This window comes from Streptomyces thermoalcalitolerans (assembly GCF_039525155.1).
In the GTDB taxonomy this organism is placed as follows: domain Bacteria; phylum Actinomycetota; class Actinomycetes; order Streptomycetales; family Streptomycetaceae; genus Streptomyces; species Streptomyces thermovulgaris.
Genome location: NZ_BAAAHG010000016.1, coordinates 15385 through 38490, shown reverse-complemented (window position 1 = coordinate 38490; position 23106 = coordinate 15385). Strand labels below are relative to the sequence as shown.

Below are 23106 nucleotides of genomic sequence, written 5' to 3'. Positions count from 1 at the left end.
ATGTTGCGGAGGACGATCCTACGTTTTCGAACCGGGGGCGCATCAAGGGCCTCATGGGGCCGTGTGCGCGGGCGCACGGTCCCAGTCGTCCGGGAGTGACGGTACCGTCCAGGTGGGGTCCGGGCGCCAGTTCTGCCAGGACTCGCAGAACGGAGACCGCCAGGCGCGGATCACCTCCACCGCTTTCCGGCCGGCGGCCCTCACCCGCTCGGCGAACTCGGCGTCCACCAGCCCGTCGTGCTGTGCCTGCGCGAACTCGTCCTCGTCGTGCCAGCGCCAACTGCGGTCCGGTCGCACGGAGATGTCCAGAAAGTAGTCCTCGGAGTCGACCCCGCCCGCCCAACGGGAGCGCGGCTCCTCCAGGTTGACGTACCAGTTCTTGAACCGCCAGCCTGGTTCCCAGAACAGCCACACCGACCAGGGCTCGTCCGGCCGGGCCAGCTTCAGCACGCCGGTGCCGGACCAGCGGTCGCGCCGCACGGTCCGCGGCTTGGTGTAGCGCGACGCGAGCGGCTCCAGATGCACGGGAGTGCCGTCGGCGAGCACGGGTTTGACGCACTCGGTGCCGGGCGCCATCCATACGGCGAGCAGGTCCGGGTCGTCTCGTACGACGGTGACGGGGCGCGCGATGTGGAAGCGTGCCCCGCCGTTCTCCCGGTACCGCCACAGAATCTGGCTGCCCGGGGCCCAGCGGGTCGTCGCACCGCCCGTGGCCGCGCGTGTGATCGCTCCGTCGTCTGCCATGGGCAGATTTTAGGTGCCCAGGGCATCTGATGCCGCCGGGAAGCCGAGGGTTCACGCTCCGGCGTGAGAGATCACGGGCGGGTCATCCGCAGGACGTCCAGCGCCTCGTCGAGCTGCTCGAGCGTGAGCTGTCCGCGCTCGATGTACCCGCTCTCGATGACGGCCTGGCGGATGGTCTTCCGCTCGGCCAGCGCCTTCTTGGCGACCTTCGCCGCCTCCTCGTACCCGATGTACCTGTTGAGCGGGGTGACGACGGAAGGGGAGGACTCGGCGTACTCACGGGCGCGTTCCCGGTGGGCGACGATCCCGTCCACGGTGCGGTCGGCGAGCAGCCGGGAGGCGTTGGCGAGCAGCCGGATGGACTCCAGGACGTTCCTGGCGATGACCGGGAGCATGACGTTGAGCTCGAAGTTCCCGGAGGCTCCGGCGACGGTGACGGTGGTGTCGTTGCCGATGACCTGGGCGCAGACCATGAGGACGGCCTCGGGAACGACCGGGTTGACCTTCCCCGGCATGATGGACGACCCCGGCTGCAGATCGGGCAGGGAGATCTCGGCGAGCCCGGTCCGGGGCCCGGAGGCCATCCACCGCAGATCGTTGGCGATCTTCGTCAGTCCCACGGCGATGGTGCGCAGCTGTCCGCTGGTCTCGACGATGCCGTCCCGGGCACCCTGCGCCTCGAAGTGGTCGCGGGCCTCGGTGAGCGGGAGCCCGGTGACACGGGCGACCTCCCGGATGACGGCGGCGGAGAACCCGGGCGGGGTGTTGATCCCGGTCCCCACGGCGGTCCCGCCGAGCGGCAGTTCGGCCAGCCGGGGCAGGGAGGCGTTCAGCCGCTCGATCCCGTACCGCACCTGGGCGGCGTACCCGGCGAACTCCTGACCGAGGGTCACGGGCGTGGCGTCCATGAGGTGCGTCCGCCCGGACTTCACCACGTCGGCGAACTCCTCGGCCTTGCGGGTGAGGGCCTGGGCGAGGTGGTCCAGGGCGGGGATCAGGTCGTGGAGGACGGCGGCGGTGGCGGCGATGTGGAGGGAGGAGGGGAAGACGTCGTTGGACGACTGCGACGCGTTGACGTGGTCGTTGGGGTGCACGTCCCGTCCGAGCCGCTCGCTCGCGAGGGTGGCGATGACCTCGTTGGCGTTCATGTTGGAGGAGGTCCCGGAGCCGGTCTGGAACACGTCGACCGGGAAGTGCTCGTCCCACACGCCCTCGGCGACCTCCGCCGCCGCCTCCTGGATCGCCTCGGCGATGTCCCTGTCGAGCACCCCGAGTTCCGCGTTGACCTTGGCCGCGGCGCCCTTGATCCGGGCCAGCGCCGCGATGTGCGCCCGCTCGATCCGCTGACCGGAGACGGGGAAGTTCTCGAGGGCACGCTGGGTCTGGGCACGCCACTTGGCGTGGACGGGGACCCGGATCTCACCCATGGAGTCGCGCTCGATGCGGTATTCGCTCATACCGGGTACAGCGTGGGAGGAGGTGCGGATGTTCCGCCGTGTACGCCGAACGAAGGCTTTCCCGCCTCTGCCCGTCCTTTGGCTCTTTGTCCCTTCGGCCTTGTGCCGGGGGCTGTGCCTGGGGACTCCGGGGGCTGTGCCTGGGGACTTTTGAGGGCCCCTGAGGGCTCCTGGGGACTGCGCTTCCGGAACCCTGTGCCGGGTGGGGTCTCTCGGACAGCAGGACGGGACCCTTCTTCCCGCCGAGCCGGACGGGCCGGGTGGGCCGGGTGGGCAGGGCCGGAGAACAGCCCCGAGCAAGGGGTCCGGGTCGGGCCCCGGGCCGCGGAACTCCACCGCGGCCCGGTACTTCACCGCGGCCCGGTACTTCACCACCCCTCGGGCAAGGCCCCCGTCACTCCAGACCCGGGCCCCGCACCGGAATCGAGGTGAACGTCGGCTGCGGCGACGGGTCGGTGAAGAAGTCGTTCCCCTTGTCGTCGACGACGATGAACGCCGGGAAGTCCTCCACCTCGATCTTCCAGACCGCCTCCATGCCGAGTTCCTCGTACTCCAGCACCTCCACCTTCTTGATGCAGTCCTGGGCCAGACGGGCCGCGGGACCACCGATGGACCCCAGGTAGAAGCCGCCGTACCTGGCGCACGCGTCCGTGACCTGCTTGCTCCGGTTCCCCTTGGCCAGCATCACCTTCGAACCCCCCGCCGCCTGGAACTGCTCGACGTAGGAGTCCATCCGCCCGGCCGTGGTCGGACCGAACGAACCCGAGGCGTAGCCCTCGGGGGTCTTCGCCGGCCCGGCGTAGTACACCGGGTGGTCCTTGAGGTACTGCGGCATCTCCTCGCCCGCGTCCAGCCGCTCCTTGATCTTCGCGTGGGCGATGTCCCGTGCCACGACCAGCGGACCGGTCAGCGACAGCCGGGTCTTCACGGGGTACTTCGTCAGCTCCGCGAGGATCTCGTCCATCGGACGGTTCAGGTCGATCCTGACGACCGCGTCGTCGGACAGCTGCTCGTCCGTGGTGTCCGGCAGGAACCGCGCCGGGTCCTTCTCCAGCTGCTCCAGGAACACACCCTCGGGCGTGATCTTCGCCAGCGCCTGCCGGTCCGCCGAGCAGGACACCGCGATCGCGACCGGGCAGGACGCGCCGTGCCGCGGCAGGCGGATCACCCGCACGTCGTGGCAGAAGTACTTGCCGCCGAACTGCGCCCCGATGCCGATCTTCTGCGTCAGCTCGAAGACCTTCTCCTCCATCTCCTTGTCCCGGAAACCGTGACCGAGAGGGGAGCCTTCGGTGGGCATGTTGTCCAGGTAGTGCGCGGAGGCGTACTTGGCGGCCTTCAGCGCGAACTCCGCGGAGGTGCCGCCGACCACGATCGCCAGGTGGTACGGCGGGCAGGCGGCCGTGCCCAGCGAACGGATCTTCTCCTCCAGGAACTTCATCATGGAGGCCTCGTTCAGGACGGCCTTCGTCTCCTGGTACAGGAAGGACTTGTTGGCCGAGCCGCCGCCCTTGGCCATGAACAGGAACTTGTAGGTGTCGCCGTCCGTCGCGTACAGCTCGATCTGCGCGGGGAGGTTGTTGCCGGTGTTCTTCTCCTCCCACATGGTGAGCGGGGCCATCTGCGAGTAGCGCAGGTTCAGCTTGGTGTAGGCGTCGTAGATGCCCCGGGAGAGGGCCTTCTCGTCCTCGCCCTCCGTGAGCACGTTCTGCCCGCGCTTGCCCATCACGATCGCCGTACCGGTGTCCTGGCACATGGGCAGCACGCCCGCGGCGGCGATGTTGGCGTTCTTGAGCAGGTCCAGGGCGACGAACTTGTCGTTCGCCGACGCCTCGGGGTCGTCGATGATGCGGCGCAGCTGGGCGAGGTGGGCCGGGCGCAGATAGTGCTGGATGTCGCGGATGGCCTCCTCGGCCAGCCTGCGCAGCGCCTCCGGCTCGACCTTGAGGAACGTACGCCCGTCGGGTCCCTCGACGGTGGAGACGCCCTCGGACGTCACCAGCCGGTACGGGGTGGTGTCCTCACCCTGCGGAAGCAGGTCGGTGTACGCGAACTCCGGCATCGCAGCCCATTCCTCACTCGACAGACGGCTGCCCGCCGACGCCGGCGGGCACCACCAGCGTAGGACCTGCCGCCGGCGGCGAATCTGTGAGGTCCGGCTCAGTTCCCGCCCCGGTTCTGATTCGCGCGGTCCAAATCGCCCTCGGACCTAGTCGCGATCTATCGCGTTTCGGTACCCTGCTGCCGTGGACCTTCAGAAGCAGGTGGACCTTCAGAAGCGGAACGAACCGCACGCGGCCGCGGCGCCCGCTCCCGTCGCCGAGCTGCGCGCCTCGGACGCCGACCGTGACCGTATCGCCGACATTCTGCGCGAGGCCCTGGCCGAGGGCCGTCTGACCGCCGACGAGCACGCCGAGCGCGTCGAGGGGGTGCTGAAGGCCAAGACGGTCGGCGAGCTGGAGGTCTTCATCAAGGACCTGCCCGCCGCCCACCAGGGGCGTACGACCCCGGCGCACACCTCCGTGCCCCACCGCCCGGCAGCCGGCGCGATACCTCCCGTCGCCGACGAGAACGTGGTGGCGGTGTTCAGTGCGGCCACGCGCAAGGGCCGCTGGCGCCCCGGGCGCCGGCTGCACGCGTACGCGATCTTCGGCAGCGTGGAGATCGACCTCAGCGAGGCGATCTTCGAGTACCAGCAGGTGGTGATCAAGGCCGTCTCGGTCTTCGGCGATGTGCAGATCCGCGTCCCGGAGAACGTGTCGCTGCGCGGCACCGGAGGCGGCGTCCTCGGCAACTTCGAGGTGCGCACCCTGGACGCGGCCGAGTCCGAGGCGCCCGTCATCTATGTCGACGGCTGGGCGGTCCTGGGCAATGTCGAAGCGCGGCCCAAGCGGGGCAAGTTCGTCGCGGACATCCTCGACCGGGTGCAGCGCAAGGCCGAAAAGCATCTGCGCAAACACCTCTGAAACACCCCGACCGACCGCACGGTCCGGAACTCAGTGCATAGGCGCGCGCACAGCGGGTAGACCTTGCTGCATCGTCTCTCGGAGCACTCCTCCATCCCGCGAAGCCGTCGTCAGGAGAAGACCGTGCTGCAACCGCCGCATTCGTCCCTGCAGGTAGCTGCCCTTCCGGCCCAGCGGGTGCCAGCGCGCAAGAGGGACCAGGACGTGCCCTGGCACACCGAGGCGGTGTGCCGGCGCGACGAGGCCGGACTGTTCTTCGCGCCCTCCAAGGAGCCCACCGCCGCCCGGCTGTCCCGTGAGGAAGCGGCCAAGCGGGTCTGCGCACGCTGCCCGGTCATGGTCGAGTGCCGTGAGCACGCGCTGCTGCAGCCCGAACCCTATGGCGTCTGGGGCGGCCTCACCGCCGCCGAGCGCCGTGTCGTCCTGGCCCGGCGCCGCCGCCGCGACCTGGAACTGAAGAAGGCGACCCGCACCACGGGGCGCATAGCAGCAGCCGGCTAGCCATCGGACTCTCCAAGCGTTCCCCGGCACATGTGTGAGGCGCCCCCGCCGCACCGGGGGCGCCGTAGGGGGTGTCGTGTGGATCGTGCCGCAGGTCTCGGGGTTCGGCACGCACATCTGCGGCGTTGTCGTCACTCGCCGACGCTCCGCGTCGACTCCCTCCTCCGCCTTGCAGCTGCACGCACCGAACCCCGCTCACCTCGGTCACCAGGCACCGTCCATCGGAGCCGGCCCGATCCACACAACACCCCCTGGATTCCGTACCGCCGCGTACGCGGTGCTGCTTCGGCTACTTCGCGCGGTCGAAGTCGATCGCGCTGTAGGCGCGCAGCTTGCTCAGCCGGTGCTCGGAGTCGATCCGGCGGACCGTGCCGGACTTGGAGCGCATGACGATCGAGTCGGTCGTCGCCGTCTCCGCGCGGTAGCGCACACCACGCAGCAGCTCGCCGTCGGTGATGCCGGTGGCGACGAAGAAGACGTTCTCGCCGGCGACCAGGTCGTCCGTGGTCAGGACGCGGTCGAGGTCGTGCCCGGCGTCGATCGCCCGCTGCCGCTCCTCGTCGTCCCTGGGCCACAGCTTGCCCTGGATCGTGCCGCCCAGGCACTTCGCGGCGCAGGCCGAGATGATGCCCTCGGGCGTACCGCCGATACCGAGCAGCAGATCGATGCCGGTGCCGTCGCGCAGCGCCAGGATCGAGCCGGCCACGTCGCCGTCGGAGATCAGCTTGATCCGGGCGCCCGTCTCCCGGATCTCCTTGATGATCTCCTCGTGCCGCGGGCGGTCGAGGATGACCACGGTGACGTCCTCGGGCGTGGCCCGCTTGGCCTTGGCGACCCGCTTGATGTTCACCGACACCGGCGCGTTGATGTCGACGAACTCGGCCGCCTCCGGCCCGGTGACCAGCTTGTCCATGTAGAACACGGCGGACGGGTCGAACATCGCGCCCCGCTCGGCGGCCGCGAGGACCGCGATCGCGTTCGGCATGCCCTTGGCGGTCAGCGTGGTGCCGTCGATCGGGTCGACGGCGATGTCGACCTCGGGCCCGGTGCCGTCGCCGACGCGCTCGCCGTTGAAGAGCATCGGGGCCTCGTCCTTCTCGCCTTCGCCGATGACGACGACGCCGTTCATCGACACGGTGGAGACGAGCGTGCGCATGGCGCGCACCGCGGCGCCGTCGGCTCCGTTCTTGTCACCGCGTCCGACCCAGCGGCCCGCGGCCATCGCCGCGGCCTCGGTCACCCGGACGAGTTCCAGAGCGATGTTGCGATCGGGTGCCTCGGAGGGAACCTCCAGCTCGGACGGCAAATGATGGTTCTCGGTCATCGGTGCGCACCTTTCTGATACGTCGACGGCCGGATGAGGGTGTGAGCTCGACTCTAACGCCGAGTGCTCAGAATGAGCAGGGGACCCCACGAATGAGCGGATCGAGCGCCTGGGACGATGGAGGCGTGGCACGTGCGAACAGCAAGCAGAAGACGGTCTGGGACATGCTTCTCTCCCTGGCCGTGATCGGGCTCGCGGCGGGAGTCATCTACCTCTTCGTCCCGCACGACGGTGGCCCGCCCGACCTCAAGCGGGTCGACTACAGCGTCGAACTGGCCACGGCACGCCGTGCGGCGTCGTACCCGGTGGCCGCGCCCGAAGGCCTGCCCGACAGCTGGAAGCCCACCTCGGTCCGCTTCCGCGCCCATGAGAAGGACCACTGGCACCTGGGTTTCCAGGATCCCGACGGCCAATACGTGGCGATCGAGCAGTCCGCCGAGAACCGCAAGGACTTCATCGAGGACGCCAGCCAGGGCGGGCACGCCACGGAGGTCACCCAGAAGATCAACGACCGTACGTGGACCCGCTACACCGGCGGCCGCTACAACGCGCTCGTGCTGGAGGGCACCGAGGGGTCCACGACGGTGGTCGCGGGCACGGCGTCCTGGGAGCGGCTGACGACGATGGTGAAGGCGCTGAAGATGGAGAAGGAGACGGAGACGGGGAAGGGGCCGGAGAAGACGTCGTCCTGAGCGTCCTGAGCCCTGGCCGGGGCTCACCCGGGCCTGTGTGAGGCCCAGGTCGCCGTGAGGCCCGGCCCGCCGTTACGGCCCGGTCTCGGCCCGGTTTGCCGTGGGGCCCGGGAGCCGGGCGGCCCGCTGGGGGGGGACGGCCCCTACTCCTCCGAGGCCCGTGCCCCGTCCTCCTCCGCCTCCTCGGCCAGCGCCGCGTCCAGCCGGGCGCGCGCTCCCTCCAGCCACCGCCGGCACACCTTGGCCAGCTCCTCGCCCCGCTCCCACAGCGCGAGGGACTCCTCCAGGCTCGTGCCACCCGCCTCCAGGCGCCGGACGACCTCGATCAGCTCGTCGCGGGCCTGCTCGTAGCCGAGCGCCTCGTCCGCCGGGGATGCCTTGCCTGTCATGCGATCACCTTGTGTGTCCTATGTGCCGACTGCGTCCTCCGTGCCGACCGCGTCGACACGGACAGTGAACTCGCCCTCGGCGACCCGTGCCCGCAGGGTCTCGCCCTCCGTCACCTCGGCCGGGGCGCGGACCACGTGCCCGTCGGCCTTCTGCAGCACGGCGTACCCGCGCCTGAGGGTCGCGGCGGGGGAGAGGGCCACCACACGCGCGTGCGTGTGCGCCAGCTCGGAGTCCGCGCGGTCCAGCAGATGCCGCAGGGTGCGCCGGCTCCGGTCGAGCAGCGAGGCGATGTGCTCCGCCCGCTCGTCGATCATGCGGTGCGGGTCCTGGAGGCTGGGCCGGGCGAGCGCGTGGGCGAGTCCGCGCTCCTCCCGCTCGATGAACGCCTCCAGGCACCTGCGGGCACGGTCCCGCAGCTGCCGTACCCGCTCGTACTCCTCGCCGACGTCCGGCACGACCTTCTTGGCGGCGTCGGTCGGGGTGGAGGCACGCAGGTCGGCGACGTAGTCCAGCAGCGGGGTGTCCGGCTCGTGCCCGATCGCGGAGACGACGGGCGTACGGCAGGAGGCGACCGTGCGGACGAGCTGCTCGTCGGAGAAGGGCAGCAGGTCCTCCACGCTGCCGCCGCCCCGCGCCACGATGATCACGTCCACGTCCTCGAGCTCGTCGAGCTCCTTGACGGCCTGCACGACCTGCGGGACGGCGTGCACGCCCTGCACGGCGACATTGCGCACCTCGAAGCGGACGGCGGGCCAGCGCCGCCGGGCGTTCTCCAGCACGTCCCGCTCGGCGGCGGAGGCACGGCCGCACACGAGCCCGATGAGCTGGGGCAGGAAGGGCAGGGGCTTCTTCCGCTCGGGGGCGAACAGCCCCTCCGCCGCGAGCGCCTTCTTCAGCTGCTCCAGCCGGGCCAGCAGCTCCCCGACCCCCACGAGCCGTATCTCGGCGGCCCGCAGCGACAGCTGCCCGCGCGGGGCGTACCACTCGGGTTTCGCGTGCACGACGACCCGGGCGCCCTCGCTGACGACATCGGCGATCGCGTCGAACACCTGCCGGTAGCAGGTCACGCTGACGGAGATGTCGTACGACGGATCGCGCAGGGTCAGGAAGACCACGCCCGCGCCCGGCCGCCGCGACAGCTGGGTGATCTGCCCTTCCACCCACACGGCTCCGAGCCGGTCGATCCATCCCCCGATCAGCCGCGACACCTCACCGACGGGCAGCGGGGCATCGGGCGACGTGGAAACAGCCATGTCCGCGAGCGTATCCGTCCTCACCGACAACGCGTCCGGTCCCGTGCGTCCGAGTCCCACGCGCCTTCCTCGCGCCTTCCTCGCGCCTTCCACGTGCCTTCCACGCGCCGCACGGAAGGCCCCGCCCGGCCGGGCCTTGTCTCCCGGCTGCGATCTTCGGGCCGCGGGTTCGGCCTTACCATGGGGGCCATGACTGCTTCGTCTGGCCGCCGCGTCCTGCTCGCCGCCCCCCGGGGCTACTGCGCGGGGGTGGATCGCGCCGTGCTCGCTGTCGAGAAGGCACTGGAGCAGTACGGAGCTCCCGTGTACGTCCGGCACGAAATCGTGCACAACAAGTACGTCGTCCAGACCCTGGAGAAGAAGGGCGCGATCTTCGTCGAGCGGACGGAGGAGGTGCCGCCGGGCAACATCGTGATGTTCTCGGCCCACGGCGTGGCCCCCTCCGTGCACGAGGAGGCCAAGCGCGGGCGTCTGGCCACCATCGACGCGACCTGCCCGCTGGTGACCAAGGTCCACAAGGAGGCCGTCCGGTTCGCCAAGCAGGACTACGACATCCTCCTGATCGGGCACGAGGGCCACGAGGAGGTCATCGGCACCACCGGCGAGGCCCCGGACCACATCCAGCTCGTCGACGGCCCCGAGGACGTCGACAAGGTCGAGGTCCGCGACCCCTCCAAGGTCGTGTGGCTGTCGCAGACCACGCTCTCGGTCGACGAGACCATGGAGACGGTCGGCGCGCTCAAGAAGAGGTTCCCGCAGCTGGTCTCCCCGCCCAGCGACGACATCTGCTACGCCACGCAGAACCGTCAGCTCGCCGTGAAGCAGATGGGCGCCCAGGCGGACCTGGTCATCGTGGTCGGCTCCCGCAACTCCTCCAACTCCAAGCGGCTGGTGGAGGTCGCCAAGCAGGCGGGCGCGGCCCAGGCCCACCTGGTGGACTTCGCCGACGAGATCGACGAGGCCTGGCTGGAGGGCGTCTCCACGGTCGGCCTGACCTCGGGCGCCTCGGTGCCGGAGGTCCTGGTCGAGCAGGTCCTCGAGTGGCTCGCCCAGCGCGGCTTCGAGGACGTGGAGATCGTCAAGGCGGCCGAGGAGTCCATCACCTTCTCCCTGCCCAAGGAGCTCCGCCGGGACCTGCGCGCGGAGGCGGCGGCACTGGTCGCCGAGCGCGGAGGGACGGGTACGGCGCAGGAGTGACGGCCGGACACCACGGGCGGGAGCGGCGGCCGGACGCCGCAGTGCGGGGGTGACGCTCGGTCCTGCGGCGTAACGTGGTGTCATGCAGATCTTCGGCGTGGACATCGGCGGGTCCGGGATCAAGGGTGCCCCGGTGGACCTGGACAAGGGCGACCTGGCCCAGGAGCGGCACAAGGTGCTCACCCCGCACCCGGCGACGCCCGACGGAGTGGCCGACGGGGTCAAGCAGGTGATCGACCACTTCGGCTGGACGGGACCGGTCGGACTGACGTTCCCGGGCGTCGTCACCGGCGGTTCCACGGTCCGTACGGCGGCCAACGTCGACAAGAGCTGGATCGACACCGACGCGCGTGCGTTGCTCGGCGAGCGGCTCGGCGGCCTGCCGGTGACCGTCGTCAACGACGCCGACGCGGCCGGCGTCGCCGAGATGCGCTTCGGCGCCGGCCGGGACCGCAAGGGCACGGTCATCCTGCTGACCTTCGGCACCGGCATCGGCAGCGCGGTCTTCGTCGACGGCGTCCTGGTCCCCAACACCGAGCTGGGCCACCTGGAGCTGAACGGCCACGAGGCGGAGAAGCGGGCCTCCAGCAAGGTCAAGGAGGACCAGGGCCTGAACTGGGAACGCTGGGCGCGCCGGGTCCAGAAGTACCTCGCCCACGTCGAGATGCTCTTCAGCCCCGAGCTGTTCATCATCGGCGGCGGCGTCAGCCGCAAGGCCCACAAGTTCCTGCCCCTCATCAAGGGCATCGAGGCGGAGATCGTCCCCGCCCAGCTGCAGAACAACGCGGGCATCGTGGGCGCGGCGATGCACGCGGCGGAGCAGCACGGCCAGGACGAGGAGCAGCACGGCGGAGACGCGCAGCAGCACGGCTGAGACGGCGAGGCGCCTGGGACGGTGAGGCGCCTGGGACGGTGAGGCGCCGCCGCACGGCCTCACCTCCGCGTACGGTTCCGCACCGCCGCCCGCCGCCGTACCAGCGCCGTGATCCCCGCGAGCAGTGTCCCCGCGTACAGCCACGGCGCCTGGGTGGCGAGCACGGTCACCAGCCCCGGCAGCCTGCCGAGGAGCCCTCCGCCCCCGTCGACCACCGGCAGCAGCCCCACGGCGAACCCGACCGGCGCCACGATGGGCGCGGTGAGCAGATCGCCCCGGCGCACCCACAGCGCGGTCAGCACGCACACCGGCAGGAACAGCACGCTGTACGCGAGCGGGGACCCGTCGAGGAGCAGCAGATCGGCAAAACCCAGCAGGAGCATGGCGGCCCCGCAGAACAGCCCGGCGCCCAGCCCCGTCAGCCGCGGACCGGGCCGCTGCCGCGGGGCGCGGGCCGCGGTCGGCCTGGGCACCGGCGGAGGCCCGGCCGCCGACGCCCGCCGCGCCGCGGGGATCGGCGGCCTGTCGTGTCGTGGTCCGTGCTGCCGGCGTCGCGCTCCGTAGTGCTCCACTGGACCAACCTAGGTCTGTTTATGTGTCGAATACGCCGTTTGACACGCCGGACCCCGCGTCCCGGCCCGGCGCTCGGACCGTCTCGGGGCCGAACCGCGACACGCCGTAGACTGGTGGATCGGCCGCCTGGCCCTTAAGTCTCCTCACGTACGGGAAGTCGTAAACGTGTCGCTCACGATCGGAATCGTCGGTCTGCCGAATGTCGGCAAGTCGACCCTGTTCAACGCCCTGACCAAGAACGACGTGCTCGCGGCCAACTACCCGTTCGCCACGATCGAGCCGAACGTGGGCGTTGTCGGCGTCCCGGACGAACGGCTCACCCAGCTCGCCTCGATCTTCAAGTCGGAGCGGATCGTCCCGGCGACCGTCGACTTCGTCGACATCGCCGGCATTGTGCGCGGCGCCAGTGAGGGCGAGGGCCTGGGCAACAAGTTCCTGGCGCACATCCGCGAGTCGGACGCGATCTGCCAGGTCATCCGTGCCTTCAAGGACGAGAACGTCGTCCACGTCGACGGCAGGGTCTCGCCCAAGGACGACATCGAGACGATCAACACCGAGCTGATCCTCGCCGATCTCCAGACCATCGAGAAGGTCCTGCCCCGGCTCCAGAAGGAGGCGCGGGTCAAGAAGGACGTGGCCCCGAAGGCCAAGGCCGTCGAGGAGGCCAAGGAGATCCTGGAGAAGGGCGACACCCTCTTCGCGCACGGCATCGTCCAGGGCACCGAGCGCGCCGCGCTCCTGCACGACCTGCACCTGCTGACCACCAAGCCCTTCCTCTACGTCTTCAACGTCGACGAGGAGGAGCTGGTCGACGAGGACTTCAAGAACGAGCAGCGCGCCCTGGTCGCCCCCGCCGAGGCGATCTTCCTCAACGCCAAGCTGGAGGCCGACCTGGCCGAACTCGACGAGGAGGACGCCCTGGAGCTCCTGCAGTCCGTCGGCCAGGACGAGCCGGGTCTGGCCACGCTGGCCCGCGTCGGCTTCGACACCCTCGGCCTGCAGACCTATCTGACGGCCGGCCCCAAGGAGGCCCGCGCCTGGACCATCAAGAAGGGCGCCACCGCTCCCGAGGCCGCCGGTGTCATCCACACCGACTTCCAGAAGGGCTTCATCAAGGCCGAGGTCATCTCCTTCGAGGACCTCGTCGAGGCCGGCTCGGTCGCCGAGGCCCGCGCCAGGGGCAAGGCCCGTATGGAGGGCAAGGACTATGTGATGCAGGACGGGGACGTGGTGGAGTTCCGCTTCAACGTCTGACGCCTGACCCCCTGATCGGCCGAACCGCCGATCAGAGCAGAGAACTCCAGGTCAGGGGCCGGATCGCACGGTCCGGCCCCTTCCTGTTCCCCCTGTTCCCCCTGTTCTCCTCTTCTCCTCTTTCTGTTTCCCGGGCTGTTTTCTGCTCTCCGGGGGCTGTTTCCTGTTCTGCCGGGCTGCTTCAGGCTGTTTTCCGGCCCTGTGCTGACTTGGTGCTGACGCGCTGAGGCGCGCTGAGGCGTATCGAGCGGGCCCCGCTCGATACGAAAGGGTGGACCGGCTTCTTCAAGGGCGTCTTCTTCAGGAGCACCCGCTTCAGGGGCGATCCGAGGGCGTGGTGGGCAGAGTGCCGTCGATGGCCCGGCGGATGTGGTCGGTCGTCAGGACCGTGCCGGGGTTGGCGGCGGTGAACTGACGCAGCCGGCCGAGCGGGGAATCGGCGGGCGGAGGCGAGTCCGCCAACTCCGCGCCGAGGATCTGGAGAGCGAAGCGGAGGCCGATGTCGTCCGGGTCGATGTGAGGGTGGGGCATTGCCCCAAGGTACCGCTCGGGAGATGCACCGCCTTCGGCCTCGGGCCGTTGTGCTGCTGCCGCGCGGCCGAGGGTTCCGACCGCCGCGTCCCACCGGCCGGGAGCGCGGTGCGGTTTCAGGGCCCCAGGGCCGATCCGGCCCCGCTTCGGGGGCTCACCGGCACAGGTGCGGGGATTCTCGCCGCACGCTCTCCGGCGGGTGGGCTCGCCTGCCGCCCTGGATCAGCGGGTGGGGACGGCCTCGGCGGCTTCCGTGTCCGTGGCCGGGGCAGGGGTGGTGTTCTCCGGACCGCGCAGGGCGATGCAGACGAACAGAACGCCCATGACGACCACACCGGCCCACATGGCCTGCTGCCAGCCGTCGACGAAGGACTGCTGTGCGGAGTGGACGAGGTCCTGGGCGCGGGAGCCCGCGCCGCCCGATGCCTCGATGGCGGTGGCGATGCCTTCGTGTGCGAGGTCCGCGGTGTCGGCGGGGATGCCGTCGAGCCTGTCGTCGATGGCGTCGCGGTAGCCGGCCGAGACCAGGGAGCCGAGCAGGGCGACACCGAGCGCGGTGCCGAACTCGCGGGTGAAGTCGTTGAGCGCGGAGGCGACGCCCTGCTTCTCGCGCGGCAGTGACAGGGTGATGGCCTCGGTGGACGGCGTCATCGCCAGGCCCATGCCGGCACCCATGGCGATCATGCCGGGCAGGATGGCTGTGTAGCCGCCGTCGGCGGAGACGAACAGGGCCATCAGAGCCAGACCGGCCGCGCCCAGCGCGACACCGACGGCCATGGTCGAGCGGGAGCCGATGCGGGCGGCCAGCTTGGGGGCCATGCCGGACATCACCATCATCATGACGGCCATCGGCATCAGCGCCAGGGTGGACAGCAGCCCGGACCAGCCCAGCACGGCCTGGAAGAACGGGAAGAGAACCACGGAGACACCGGCCTGGACGCCGAAGACCACCAGCAGCGTGAGGGAGCCCCCGGCCGGCCCGCGCTCACGGAACAGACGCACATCCAGGAGCGAGGCGTCGCGGCGGTGCAGCTGCCAGGCGACGAAAGCCACGGTGGCGACGAGCCCGACGACGAGGCCGATCAGCGGTGCGGTGGCGGTCCAGCCGCGCTCGGGGCCTTCCTGCAGGACGAAGATGAGGCCGGCCACGGCGACGACGGAGAGCAGCGCGCCGACGGTGTCGACGGAATGCGCGGAGCGTTCGCGGGAGTTGGGCACCGACTTCAGCGTCATCGTCAGTGCGGCGACCACCAGGACCACGGGCAGGACGAACAGGTGGCGCCAGTCCGCGACATCGACGAGGAGGGCGGACAGGAACATGCCGAGGATGCCGCCGCCACCGGCGACACCGGTCCACACGCCGATCGCCCTGCCCCGCTGCTCCTTTGGGAAGGTGGAGGTGATCACAGCCAGGGTGATCGGCATGATCACGGCCGCTCCGACGCCGGCGACCACACGCGAGGCCAGCATCGCCTCGGCGTTCGGGGCGAAGCCGGCTGCCACGTTGGCGACGCCGAAGAGCGTGAGCCCGGTGATCAGCACGGGCCTGCGGCCCAGACGGTCACCGACCGCGCCGAGCGGCAGCAGCAGCGCCGCCAGGGTCAGGGTGTAGATGTTGATGATCCACAGAACGGTGCTCTGCGAGGCGCCGAACTCGACCGCGAGGTGGGTCTGCGCGACGTTCAGCCCCGTCACGGAGGCGACCACGGCCATCAGGGCGAGGGAGACGGCGATCAGGACGCCGCGCAGCTGACGCGCGTCCGGCGCGTCCCCGCTGTCCTCGGCCACCACCTGGGGAAGCTGGTTCGTACTCATGGATTCCTCTCACAACAGGCCGCAACGGGCATGCGGGATCGAACGCCGGAACACAACCGGTCGCTCGGGGGAGGGGACTGGGAGCCGGGTCTTGGGTGCGGGAAGCCCGAGCCGGTGGCGGCCCGGTGGTCAGGCGGTCGGCCCGCCCGGTCCCGGGCCTCGGCTCACGAAGCTAACCCCGGATTGCAGAAGAGGCATACGCTATTGCCCATGAAGCAAGACGATGGCGATCTGGACAGCCTCGTACGCAAACGGATCCGCGCCCTGCGGGTGGCGCAGGGGTGGTCGCTCGAGGAACTGGCCAGGCGGGCCAACATCAGTCAGTCCTCGCTCAGCCGCATCGAGAACGGCCGGCGCCGTCTGGCCCTCGACCAGCTGGTCACGCTCGCCCGCGCCCTGGACACAACACTGGACCAGCTCGTGGAGACGGCGTCCGACGACGTCGTCGTCAGCCCGATGATCGACAGTGCCCACAGGCTCATGCGCTGGCCCGTCAAGGGGGACCCGGGCGTGAGCGTCGTGCGTCAGCGGCTGACCGAGCCGCCGCCGGACAACCCCGCCCGCATGCGCGCCCACCCGGGGCGTGAATGGCTCGTCGTCCTGTCGGGCACCGCGGTCCTCCTGCTGGGAAACCGCCGCTTCCGCATCGAGACCAACCAGGCCGCGGAGTTCCCCACCATGCTGCCCCACGCCATCGGCGCGGAAGGAGGGCCGTGCGAGATCCTGGGCATCTTCGACCGCGACGCCCGTCGAGGCCACCAGCGCGACGGCAACGGCGAGCGCACCGGTGACCGCGACGGACGTGCTTCACGCGCATGACCGGCACGAGTCCGGGGCGAGGTGCTTTGCCTCTCCGGCACGCCGCGCGACCACCTTCTTGCCCGGACCGGGACACCGCGTGCGCCATACGCATGGCCGCCCCTACCGTGCGGCCATGCCTCACGCACCTCACAGCCCTCACCACCAGCACGACGCCGACAGCCAGGTGGAAATCCTCGATCTGGACGCGGACGTCCTGGCCGACCACACAGCCGCCATCATCCGGTGGCTGCCCCTCCCGGCGCCCCCGCGCGAGATCGTCGACCTCGGCTGCGGCACAGGTGCGGGCACGTTCGCCCTGCTCGAACGGTTCCCCGACGCGCGGATCACGGCGGTCGACGCCTCTGCCGGCCACCTGCGGCGCCTGCGGGAGAAGAGCTGTGCCCTGGGTGTGGACGATCGCGTGCGAACGGTCCTGGCCGATCTGGACGAGAGCGACTGGCCGGACCTCGGCAGCCCGGACCTGGTGTGGGCGTCCGCCTCGATGCACCACATGGCCCACCCGGACGAGGCGCTGCGCCACGTGTACGACCTGCTCGCCCCGGGAGGACTCTTCGCCGTCGTGGAACTGGCCGGCCTGCCGCGCTTTCTGCCCGCGGACGCCCCGGAGGAACGGCCCGGCCTGGAGGAGCGCTGCCACGCCGCCGGCCGGAAGTTCCACGCCCACCACCTGCCCCACCGCGGTGCCGACTGGGGGCCCATGCTGACCGCCGCCGGTTTCTCCCTCGAAGGCGAACGTACCGTCACCGTCACCGTCGAAGGATCCCGCGACCCGGCGATCGGCACCTACGCGCTCGGTGTCCTGCGGCGCCTGCGGCACAGCGTCGTCGACGCCCTGCCGGCGTACGACGTCGCCGCCCTCGACCGGCTGCTCGACACCGACGGCCCGCACAGCATCCTGCGCCGCGACGACCTCGCCGTGCGCACCGAGCGCACCGTCTGGGCGGCACGTCGTCACGGCTGACCGAGGACCACCGCACCACCACCGCACCAAGGAGGCCCTGACACAGGCCGGCGCATACGCCCGGGCCGACGGGCTCACGGTCGGCCGGCAATTCCCGGGCGTACACCTGGTTCCCGTACGGGGAGAGGCCGAGCGTCGGCTGGTGCCGCGGGCCGGGTGCGCCGTTCAGAGCGGCTACCGGGATCGCCGCAGGCTGTCAAGCCCCGAATTTCAGCGGCATGACGCCGAGGGCGCCAGCAGGGCCTACTGGAGACATGGGCCCACGCGGAGCGGGTGGCCCTCGCATCGTCCGGAACGGCCGTGGCGATGTGCCGTACGGGACATGTGTCCCGCCGGAGAAAGGCCCGTGAACCAACAGGGCCGTTCAGCACCCCCGACCTTTCTCACTGGAGGAGACCCCACATGCCTCGTACTTCGTGGAAGCAGCGCCTTGTGATGGCCACTGCCTCGACCGCTCTGGCCGCAGGGGGTGCGCTGGTGCCCACCAGTGCGTTCGCTGCTCCGGCGACGCCGCACACCGGGACCGTGGCCACGGCCGCGGTCGCCTACGGCGGGCATGGCGGTCATGGGGGTCATGGTGGCCATGGCGGTCATGGCGGTCATGGGGGTCATGGCGGTCATGGTGGCCGTGGCGGTCACGGTGGCCATGGTGGTCATGGCAAGTACGACGAGTATGACTACGGTCATCACAATGGCGCCAAGGACGGCGGCAACAACGGCTCCGTCATCGTCATCGTCATTGGGGACAACAACACCGTCAATGGCAACGGGAACGGAAACGGGAGTGGGAACGTTCTGACCTGATTTCCACGGAGAGCAGAGACTTCACGGCCTGGCTGGGCGAAAATGCCCAGCCAGGCCTTCGTGTGTCCGCAGGACATTCTCAGGGCGGGCTGTTTCGCATGGTTCTGCGCCGTGGGCGGCACGTGCAGAACGAAGGGGGAGGGTGCCCGTTCCGAGGGCTGTGCATGCGTCCGCCTCGGGCTTGCCGAGTTTTTCCTGCTTCTGAGAGCGTGCGCGGGAGGAGCGAACATGCTCATGCGCAGCAGTACGTGGATGTGTCATCCGGTTCTCGCCGTCCGCGCCGTACTGCCTGTGCCGTAGTCGTCTCCGTCGCCCATGGCCACAGGAGTGGCTGCGGGCGGCACCGGCATTCCTTCTCGCCCCTTGTCCTGACAGGCCGATGCCTCCTGACAGCACAAGCGCGCCTTCGACGGGGCGTGGGGAACGCACCACGGGCGGGCGACGTCGGCGCCGGACGATGACGACTGAATGGTGCGTCAGAAGTGCCTGAAATGAAGGCAATTGATGGCATTTCAGGAAATGCTTGACTGCTGCCATGGCCGTCGGCGCCTCGAAATGACCATGGTGACTGGAGGCAGTCCTCGGGCTATTAGTCGACGCCTTCGATGCCGTCAAGTCCCGAGTCCTCGGAGCATGACGGCTTCTTGCCGATCGGGCTCAATGGAAGTGCGGAACTCACCGGAAAGGAAATGAGACCGCAGAGCGCGGAGGAAATCCTCGACGAGGATTCTCCCTCTCGCTGGACTACCAGCCGTTCCAGCGCGGTGGTCCCGATCGGAGGCGATCCGCCGATCACCGTCCTGACTTCTCGGGTCGGGTCAGAAAAACCTTTCAGAAGGAGAAACGCATGATTCGTAACGCTCGTACTCACAACGACGCCAAGTCCAAGCGACGAGGATTCCGCTTCGCGATGGTCTTCGCCTCGGCCGCTCTGGTCACTGGAGGCGCCGCCCTTCCGGCGTCCGCCGCGACGCAGGCCCCGAGCCACTCCGTGACCTCGAGCGTCGTCACCGGTGGCGGCTCCGGCGGTTCCGGTGGGGGCAGCGTCTTCGGCAACGGGGGCGACGGCGGCGCCGGTGGCAGCAGCGTCTTCGGCGGCGGAGGCGGCGGCGGTGGCGGTGGCGGCAGCGTCTTCGGCAACGGAGGCAATGGCGGCTTCGGTGGCAGCAGTGTCTTCGGCAACGGCGGTTCCGGCGGTTCCGGCGGCGGCAGCGTCTTCGGCAACGGGGGCAACGGCGGCTTCGGTGGCAGCAGTGTCTTCGGCAACGGGGGCAACGGCGGCTTCGGAGGCAGCACCGTCTTCGGCAACGGGGGCAACGGTGGTGCCGGCGGCTTCAGCATCTTCGGCAATGGCGGCAACGGCGGAGTCGGCGGCTTCAGCGTCTTCTGATCGCCACGGGCCACAACGGCCCCGTCTCGACGGGGTGGAGGTCTCGAGGGCCTCCACCCCGTCCCGTTGATCACCACGATCGGCCTCGGCCGGCCGGACACGGAGCCCGAGGCCCTACCCCTGATCGACACCCTTGACCTGGAAACGGAGAATCCTCATGTTCAAAAACCCTCGGCAGCGTTCCCTCGTCCTGGGGACGGCCTCCCTGGTCATCGCCATCGGCACCGTGTACGCCGCCGACGCGGCGCGGGGCGCCCCAGCGGACACTCACCACTCCACCCATGGCAGCCACCGCTCCTTCGGCCATCACTCGGACTGCGGCAAAGGCGGCAGGGGAGGGGAAGGCGGAAAGGGCGGCAGGCCCGGTCAGCCGGGCGAACCCGGCAAGCCCGGTTGTCTCCGGTCCGGCGACCTGCTGCCGGACAAGCCGAAAGGAGCGAAGCTCCAGGGGGTGGACAAGATACGGATTGTGATGTCCGTGATGTCCGGACACACGACGCGCGCCGAAGCCGCCAAGAAGTACGAGGTCTCGGAAAACGAGATCGACACCTGGAAGCGGCAGTTCCTCAACGGCGACTGGTTCACGTTGTTCGGGGAGAACAACGGAGAAAACGGAGAGAACGGAGAGGACGCCTTCCCCTTCTGCTCGTGACGCACGACCGCGGGCAGAGAGCGAGGGGCCGGGCCAAGCCCGGCGAGCAGGCTCGAGGAGGTGGACTTCCAGCCGTGGAAGCCGGTGAACATGCGGTGGTCGATCGGCCGCCTGGGCCCTGTCGCCCAGGCGGCCGACTCCCGTCCGGCGGTCCCGGTCCGAGGCAGGAGCCGTTCGCCCTACGCAGGACGCGAGAGCGGCATCGGTGATGCCCGACCGACCGCCTCCACCGCGCGCCGGTCGGTGCGGACGTACGGCACGGCCCCGTCCCGGTCTCGTCGTCGCCACGACAGGCCCTCCCCATCGCGACCGTCGCCCGGCGCCGCGAGCAAACGTGCGTCACGGAAGGCGGGAAGGCGGAAGACGAGCGGAGGGCGGGGCTCAGGGCATCCATCCGACGCGCGCTTTCCCGTGATCCCGGCACCGCCGCACGGAACAGCCACGCGGAGACATCCGCGGGCCGCGACCGGTCTGATCTGGGCGACTTGCCGCTCTTTGGGCGATATGAAATACCTGAAGAGGGCTTTTCAACGCTCACCGGGGACCCCTACCGGGCCTCCTCTCATGGAAGAGGGAGCGCCATGACGGGAGCGTACGAGGCCGCCGGGCGCGTGGTCGCCGGGCGTTACCAGCTCCTGCGTCGGCTCGGCACCGGTGGCATGGGACGGGTGTGGCTGGCTCATGACCAGGAGCTGGCGTGCGAGGTCGCGCTCAAGGAGATCGTCCTGTCGCCGGACATCCCGGAGAGCGAGGTGAGCGCCCGGATCGCGAGGGCCCGCGGCGAGGCACAGCACGCCGCCCGGCTGCGCAACCACCCCCATGTCGTCACTGTGTACGACATCGTGGAGTCCGGCGGTCTGCCGTGGATCGTCATGGAGTTCGTCCCCGGCGCCACGGACCTGGAGGCGGTGGTGCGCGAGCAGGGGCCGCTGCCGCTCGCCGACGTCCGCCGGATCGGGCTGGCGATCCTGGATGCCTTGATGGAGGGGCACCGGCTCGGTGTCCTGCACCGGGACGTCAAACCGGCCAACGTCCTGCTGACCGGACCCGGCCCGCACACCTCCCACGCCGCGGAGGACGGCCGGGTGCTGCTGACCGACTACGGCATCGCGCTGGAACCGAGCTCCGGCGCGCCGCGGCTGACCGCACCCGCGGAGATCATCGGGACCGTGCGCTTCATGGCCCCGGAGCGGCTCCGCGGTGAGACGCCCACCCCGGCCTCCGACCTGTTCTCGCTCGGCGGCACTCTGTACTTCGCACTCGAGGGCACCGGCCCCTTCGACCGCGGCTCCGACGGCGCCCTGCTGAGCGCTCTGCTGTCCGAGCCTCCCGCCCCGCCGCGCCGGGCAGCGGAGCTGGCCCCGCTCCTCCTCGGGCTGCTGGCCAAGGATCCCGAGCACCGGATGAACGGCGACGAGGCCGCCCAGCAGCTCACCTCCCTCGCCCTCCAGCCCAGCCCGGCCTCCGCGCAGCCCGTGGCCCTCCCCACGGCCATGCCGTCGGCCGGGGCGGAGGAGCCGGTCGGCCCGAAGTCGCCGCGCTCTGCGGAGCCGACGCCGCAGACCGAGCTTCTGCCGCCGGTCGAGTTCCGGCTGCCGGCCGAGTTCCGGTCGCCGGCCGAGCCGGAGGAACCGGGCGGCCCGCCCCCGAAGTCGCCGTCGAGCCGGGAGGAGAAGGCCCGGCCGCACCCCCGCCCGCCACGGCCCGGACGCCGGCGGGCCGGGCTCATCGCGGGGGCGGTGGCGCTGGTCGCAGGGGGCGCGGGCATCTACCTGGCGCTGCCCGACCCTCCCGCACCGGCATCCGTGTCCTCGATCCGGGTCGGCGGCCATCCGGAAGAGGTGGCGGTGTCCCCGGACGGGCGCCGGGCCTATGTGACCAACGAGCGCTCGGGTTCGGTGTCGGTGATCGACACCGCGACGAACAAGGTGGACGGCACCATTCCCGTCGGCAGTTTCCCGAAGGGGGTGGAAGTGTCCCCGGACGGACACCGGGCCTATGTGGCCAACCTGGGTTCGGGTTCGGTGTCGGTGATCGACACGGCGACGAACAAGGTGGACAGCACCGTCCCCGTCGGCCGTCAGCCGGACGGGGTGGCGGTGTCCCCGGGGGACGGAAGCCAGGTCTACGTGACCAACGGAAGGTCGGGTTCGGTGTCGGTGATCGACACGGAGACGAACAAGGTGGACAGCACCATCCCCGTCGGTTCCAGTCCGGCCGGGGTGGCGATGTCCCCGGACGGGCGCCGTGCCTATGTGGCCAACCTGGGCTCGGGTTCGGTGTCCGTGATCGACACCGCGACGAACAAGGTGAGCCGTACCATCCCCGTCGGCCGCTCTCCGCAGGGAGTGGACGTGTCTCCGGACGGGCGCCGGGCCTATGTGACCAGTCTGGGTTCGGGTTCGGTGTCGGTGATCGACACGGCGACGAACGAGGTGGACGACACCATCTCCGTCGGCTCCGGCCCGCAGGGGGTGGCGGTGGCCCCGGAGAACGGCCGCTGGGCCTATGTGACCAGCTTCAGCTCGGGTTCGGTGTCGGTGATCGACACGGCGACGAACGAGGTGGACGACACCATCTCCGTCGGCTCCGGCCCGGCCGGGGTGGCGATGTCCCCGGACGGGCGCCGGGTCTATGTGGCGGACTTCAGCTCGGGGTCGGTCTCGGTGATCACCGCCTAGAGGGCGTCACTGGCTGGAGGGCGTCACTGGAGGGACCAGAGGGCGCCAAAGGACATCGAGAGGGCTCAGGAGACACCGAGGGATGCCGAAGGGCGCCGGGGGACGTCCGGGAGCCGGGGCGACGATGGCCCGGGCCGGTCGGGCCGGTTCACCGTCGCGGGCGGGGACTGGTGTGCGGCGATGCCGGCGCAGAGGTGCGCCGGACCTCGTGGGAACGCGAGGCCA

General features: G+C 70.3%; 21 protein-coding genes. 12 read left to right on the top strand and 9 right to left on the bottom strand.

Features of this window, described 5'->3' with window-relative positions:
• Positions 1-51: 51 nt before the first annotated feature.
• From fomD to ABD224_RS12320, 3 genes are all read right to left on the bottom strand, one after another.
• Positions 52-744, bottom strand: coding sequence for a cytidylyl-2-hydroxypropylphosphonate hydrolase (gene fomD / locus ABD224_RS12330; RefSeq protein ID WP_344049513.1), 693 nt, complete (start codon positions 742-744; stop codon positions 52-54).
• A 71-nt stretch (positions 745-815) separates the two neighbouring features.
• Positions 816-2201 (bottom strand): class II fumarate hydratase, encoded by a 1386-nt coding sequence (locus tag ABD224_RS12325; RefSeq protein WP_344049512.1) that lies wholly within the window; start codon positions 2199-2201, stop codon positions 816-818.
• A 394-nt stretch (positions 2202-2595) separates the two neighbouring features.
• Positions 2596-4263 carry a fumarate hydratase gene (locus ABD224_RS12320; RefSeq protein WP_344049511.1) on the bottom strand — a complete coding sequence of 556 codons (1668 nt, stop codon included), beginning with the start codon at positions 4261-4263 and terminating at the stop codon, positions 2596-2598.
• Between the two features lie 202 nt (positions 4264-4465).
• On the opposite strand from ABD224_RS12320, the gene ABD224_RS12315 reads away from it, so the two are divergent.
• On the top strand, positions 4466-5167 hold the full coding sequence (locus ABD224_RS12315; protein WP_344049582.1) for a DUF1707 SHOCT-like domain-containing protein: 702 nt from the start codon (positions 4466-4468) through the stop codon (positions 5165-5167).
• Positions 5168-5290: 123 nt separating this feature from the next.
• Positions 5291-5668: a WhiB family transcriptional regulator gene (locus tag ABD224_RS12310; RefSeq protein ID WP_344049510.1), complete on the top strand. Its 378-nt coding sequence runs from the start codon at positions 5291-5293 to the stop codon at positions 5666-5668.
• 289 nt (positions 5669-5957) lie between these two features.
• Here the strand turns inward: ABD224_RS12310 and glpX are convergent, their stop codons facing one another.
• Positions 5958-6992 carry a class II fructose-bisphosphatase gene (gene glpX / locus ABD224_RS12305; protein WP_344049509.1) on the bottom strand — a complete coding sequence of 345 codons (1035 nt, stop codon included), beginning with the start codon at positions 6990-6992 and terminating at the stop codon, positions 5958-5960.
• A gap of 125 nt (positions 6993-7117) precedes the next feature.
• Between glpX and ABD224_RS12300 the strand changes: the two genes are divergently transcribed.
• A complete protein-coding gene (locus ABD224_RS12300) occupies positions 7118-7684 on the top strand; it encodes a DUF4245 domain-containing protein (RefSeq protein WP_344049508.1) in 567 nt (188 codons plus the stop codon).
• 143 nt (positions 7685-7827) lie between these two features.
• Here the strand turns inward: ABD224_RS12300 and ABD224_RS12295 are convergent, their stop codons facing one another.
• A complete protein-coding gene (locus ABD224_RS12295) occupies positions 7828-8073 on the bottom strand; it encodes an exodeoxyribonuclease VII small subunit (protein WP_344049507.1) in 246 nt (81 codons plus the stop codon).
• Positions 8074-8091: 18 nt separating this feature from the next.
• Complete coding sequence (xseA, locus tag ABD224_RS12290; protein WP_344049506.1) at positions 8092-9327, bottom strand: exodeoxyribonuclease VII large subunit; 1236 nt, start codon at positions 9325-9327, stop codon at positions 8092-8094.
• 180 nt (positions 9328-9507) lie between these two features.
• Here xseA and ABD224_RS12285 point away from each other — a divergent pair, with 180 nt between their 5' ends.
• Both ABD224_RS12285 and ppgK read left to right on the top strand, forming a co-directional pair.
• The gene (locus ABD224_RS12285) at positions 9508-10524 is read left to right on the top strand and encodes a 4-hydroxy-3-methylbut-2-enyl diphosphate reductase (RefSeq protein WP_344049505.1); all 1017 of its coding nucleotides are present in this window, start codon (positions 9508-9510) and stop codon (positions 10522-10524) included.
• Positions 10525-10606: 82 nt separating this feature from the next.
• On the top strand, positions 10607-11398 hold the full coding sequence (gene ppgK, locus ABD224_RS12280; protein ID WP_344049504.1) for a polyphosphate--glucose phosphotransferase: 792 nt from the start codon (positions 10607-10609) through the stop codon (positions 11396-11398).
• 59 nt (positions 11399-11457) lie between these two features.
• Here ppgK and ABD224_RS12275 read toward each other — a convergent pair whose 3' ends face one another.
• The gene (locus ABD224_RS12275) at positions 11458-11871 is read right to left on the bottom strand and encodes a DUF6542 domain-containing protein (protein WP_344049503.1); all 414 of its coding nucleotides are present in this window, start codon (positions 11869-11871) and stop codon (positions 11458-11460) included.
• 265 nt (positions 11872-12136) lie between these two features.
• On the opposite strand from ABD224_RS12275, the gene ychF reads away from it, so the two are divergent.
• Positions 12137-13225 (top strand): redox-regulated ATPase YchF, encoded by a 1089-nt coding sequence (gene ychF, locus ABD224_RS12270; RefSeq protein WP_344049501.1) that lies wholly within the window; start codon positions 12137-12139, stop codon positions 13223-13225.
• Positions 13226-13540: 315 nt separating this feature from the next.
• Here the strand turns inward: ychF and ABD224_RS12265 are convergent, their stop codons facing one another.
• Together ABD224_RS12265 and ABD224_RS12260 are read right to left on the bottom strand one after the other, a co-directional pair.
• Positions 13541-13756 (bottom strand): hypothetical protein, encoded by a 216-nt coding sequence (locus ABD224_RS12265; protein WP_344049500.1) that lies wholly within the window; start codon positions 13754-13756, stop codon positions 13541-13543.
• Between the two features lie 222 nt (positions 13757-13978).
• Entirely contained in the window at positions 13979-15571 is a 1593-nt protein-coding gene (locus ABD224_RS12260) for an MFS transporter (protein ID WP_344049499.1), read from the bottom strand.
• A gap of 210 nt (positions 15572-15781) precedes the next feature.
• Between ABD224_RS12260 and ABD224_RS12255 the strand changes: the two genes are divergently transcribed.
• From ABD224_RS12255 to ABD224_RS12230, 6 genes are all read left to right on the top strand, one after another.
• Entirely contained in the window at positions 15782-16390 is a 609-nt protein-coding gene (locus ABD224_RS12255; RefSeq protein ID WP_344049498.1) for a helix-turn-helix domain-containing protein, read from the top strand.
• A 115-nt stretch (positions 16391-16505) separates the two neighbouring features.
• Complete coding sequence (locus tag ABD224_RS12250; protein WP_344049497.1) at positions 16506-17354, top strand: class I SAM-dependent methyltransferase; 849 nt, start codon at positions 16506-16508, stop codon at positions 17352-17354.
• Between the two features lie 402 nt (positions 17355-17756).
• Positions 17757-18158, top strand: a complete 402-nt coding sequence (locus ABD224_RS12245) for a hypothetical protein (RefSeq protein ID WP_344049496.1) — start codon at positions 17757-17759, stop codon at positions 18156-18158.
• 847 nt (positions 18159-19005) lie between these two features.
• Positions 19006-19548: a hypothetical protein gene (locus ABD224_RS12240; protein ID WP_344049495.1), complete on the top strand. Its 543-nt coding sequence runs from the start codon at positions 19006-19008 to the stop codon at positions 19546-19548.
• Between the two features lie 157 nt (positions 19549-19705).
• Positions 19706-20200, top strand: a complete 495-nt coding sequence (locus tag ABD224_RS12235; RefSeq protein ID WP_344049494.1) for a helix-turn-helix domain-containing protein — start codon at positions 19706-19708, stop codon at positions 20198-20200.
• 581 nt (positions 20201-20781) lie between these two features.
• On the top strand, positions 20782-22881 hold the full coding sequence (locus tag ABD224_RS12230) for a protein kinase domain-containing protein (RefSeq protein WP_344049493.1): 2100 nt from the start codon (positions 20782-20784) through the stop codon (positions 22879-22881).
• Positions 22882-23106 lie beyond the last annotated feature (225 nt).

Excerpts from the sequence above, each read along its gene's own strand:
- fomD (WP_344049513.1), bottom strand. The coding sequence starts at position 744 with ATGGCAGACGACGGAGCGATCACACGCGCGGCCACGGGCGGTGCGACG.
- ABD224_RS12325 (WP_344049512.1), bottom strand. The coding sequence starts at position 2,201 with ATGAGCGAATACCGCATCGAGCGCGACTCCATGGGTGAGATCCGGGTC.
- ABD224_RS12320 (WP_344049511.1), bottom strand. The coding sequence starts at position 4,263 with ATGCCGGAGTTCGCGTACACCGACCTGCTTCCGCAGGGTGAGGACACC.
- glpX (WP_344049509.1), bottom strand. The coding sequence starts at position 6,992 with ATGACCGAGAACCATCATTTGCCGTCCGAGCTGGAGGTTCCCTCCGAG.
- ABD224_RS12295 (WP_344049507.1), bottom strand. The coding sequence starts at position 8,073 with ATGACAGGCAAGGCATCCCCGGCGGACGAGGCGCTCGGCTACGAGCAG.
- xseA (WP_344049506.1), bottom strand. The coding sequence starts at position 9,327 with ATGGCTGTTTCCACGTCGCCCGATGCCCCGCTGCCCGTCGGTGAGGTG.
- ABD224_RS12285 (WP_344049505.1), top strand. The coding sequence starts at position 9,508 with ATGGGGGCCATGACTGCTTCGTCTGGCCGCCGCGTCCTGCTCGCCGCC.
- ppgK (WP_344049504.1), top strand. The coding sequence starts at position 10,607 with ATGCAGATCTTCGGCGTGGACATCGGCGGGTCCGGGATCAAGGGTGCC.
- ABD224_RS12265 (WP_344049500.1), bottom strand. The coding sequence starts at position 13,756 with ATGCCCCACCCTCACATCGACCCGGACGACATCGGCCTCCGCTTCGCT.
- ABD224_RS12260 (WP_344049499.1), bottom strand. The coding sequence starts at position 15,571 with ATGAGTACGAACCAGCTTCCCCAGGTGGTGGCCGAGGACAGCGGGGAC.
- ABD224_RS12255 (WP_344049498.1), top strand. The coding sequence starts at position 15,782 with ATGAAGCAAGACGATGGCGATCTGGACAGCCTCGTACGCAAACGGATC.
- ABD224_RS12250 (WP_344049497.1), top strand. The coding sequence starts at position 16,506 with ATGCCTCACGCACCTCACAGCCCTCACCACCAGCACGACGCCGACAGC.
- ABD224_RS12245 (WP_344049496.1), top strand. The coding sequence starts at position 17,757 with ATGCCTCGTACTTCGTGGAAGCAGCGCCTTGTGATGGCCACTGCCTCG.
- ABD224_RS12240 (WP_344049495.1), top strand. The coding sequence starts at position 19,006 with ATGATTCGTAACGCTCGTACTCACAACGACGCCAAGTCCAAGCGACGA.
- ABD224_RS12235 (WP_344049494.1), top strand. The coding sequence starts at position 19,706 with ATGTTCAAAAACCCTCGGCAGCGTTCCCTCGTCCTGGGGACGGCCTCC.
- ABD224_RS12230 (WP_344049493.1), top strand. The coding sequence starts at position 20,782 with ATGACGGGAGCGTACGAGGCCGCCGGGCGCGTGGTCGCCGGGCGTTAC.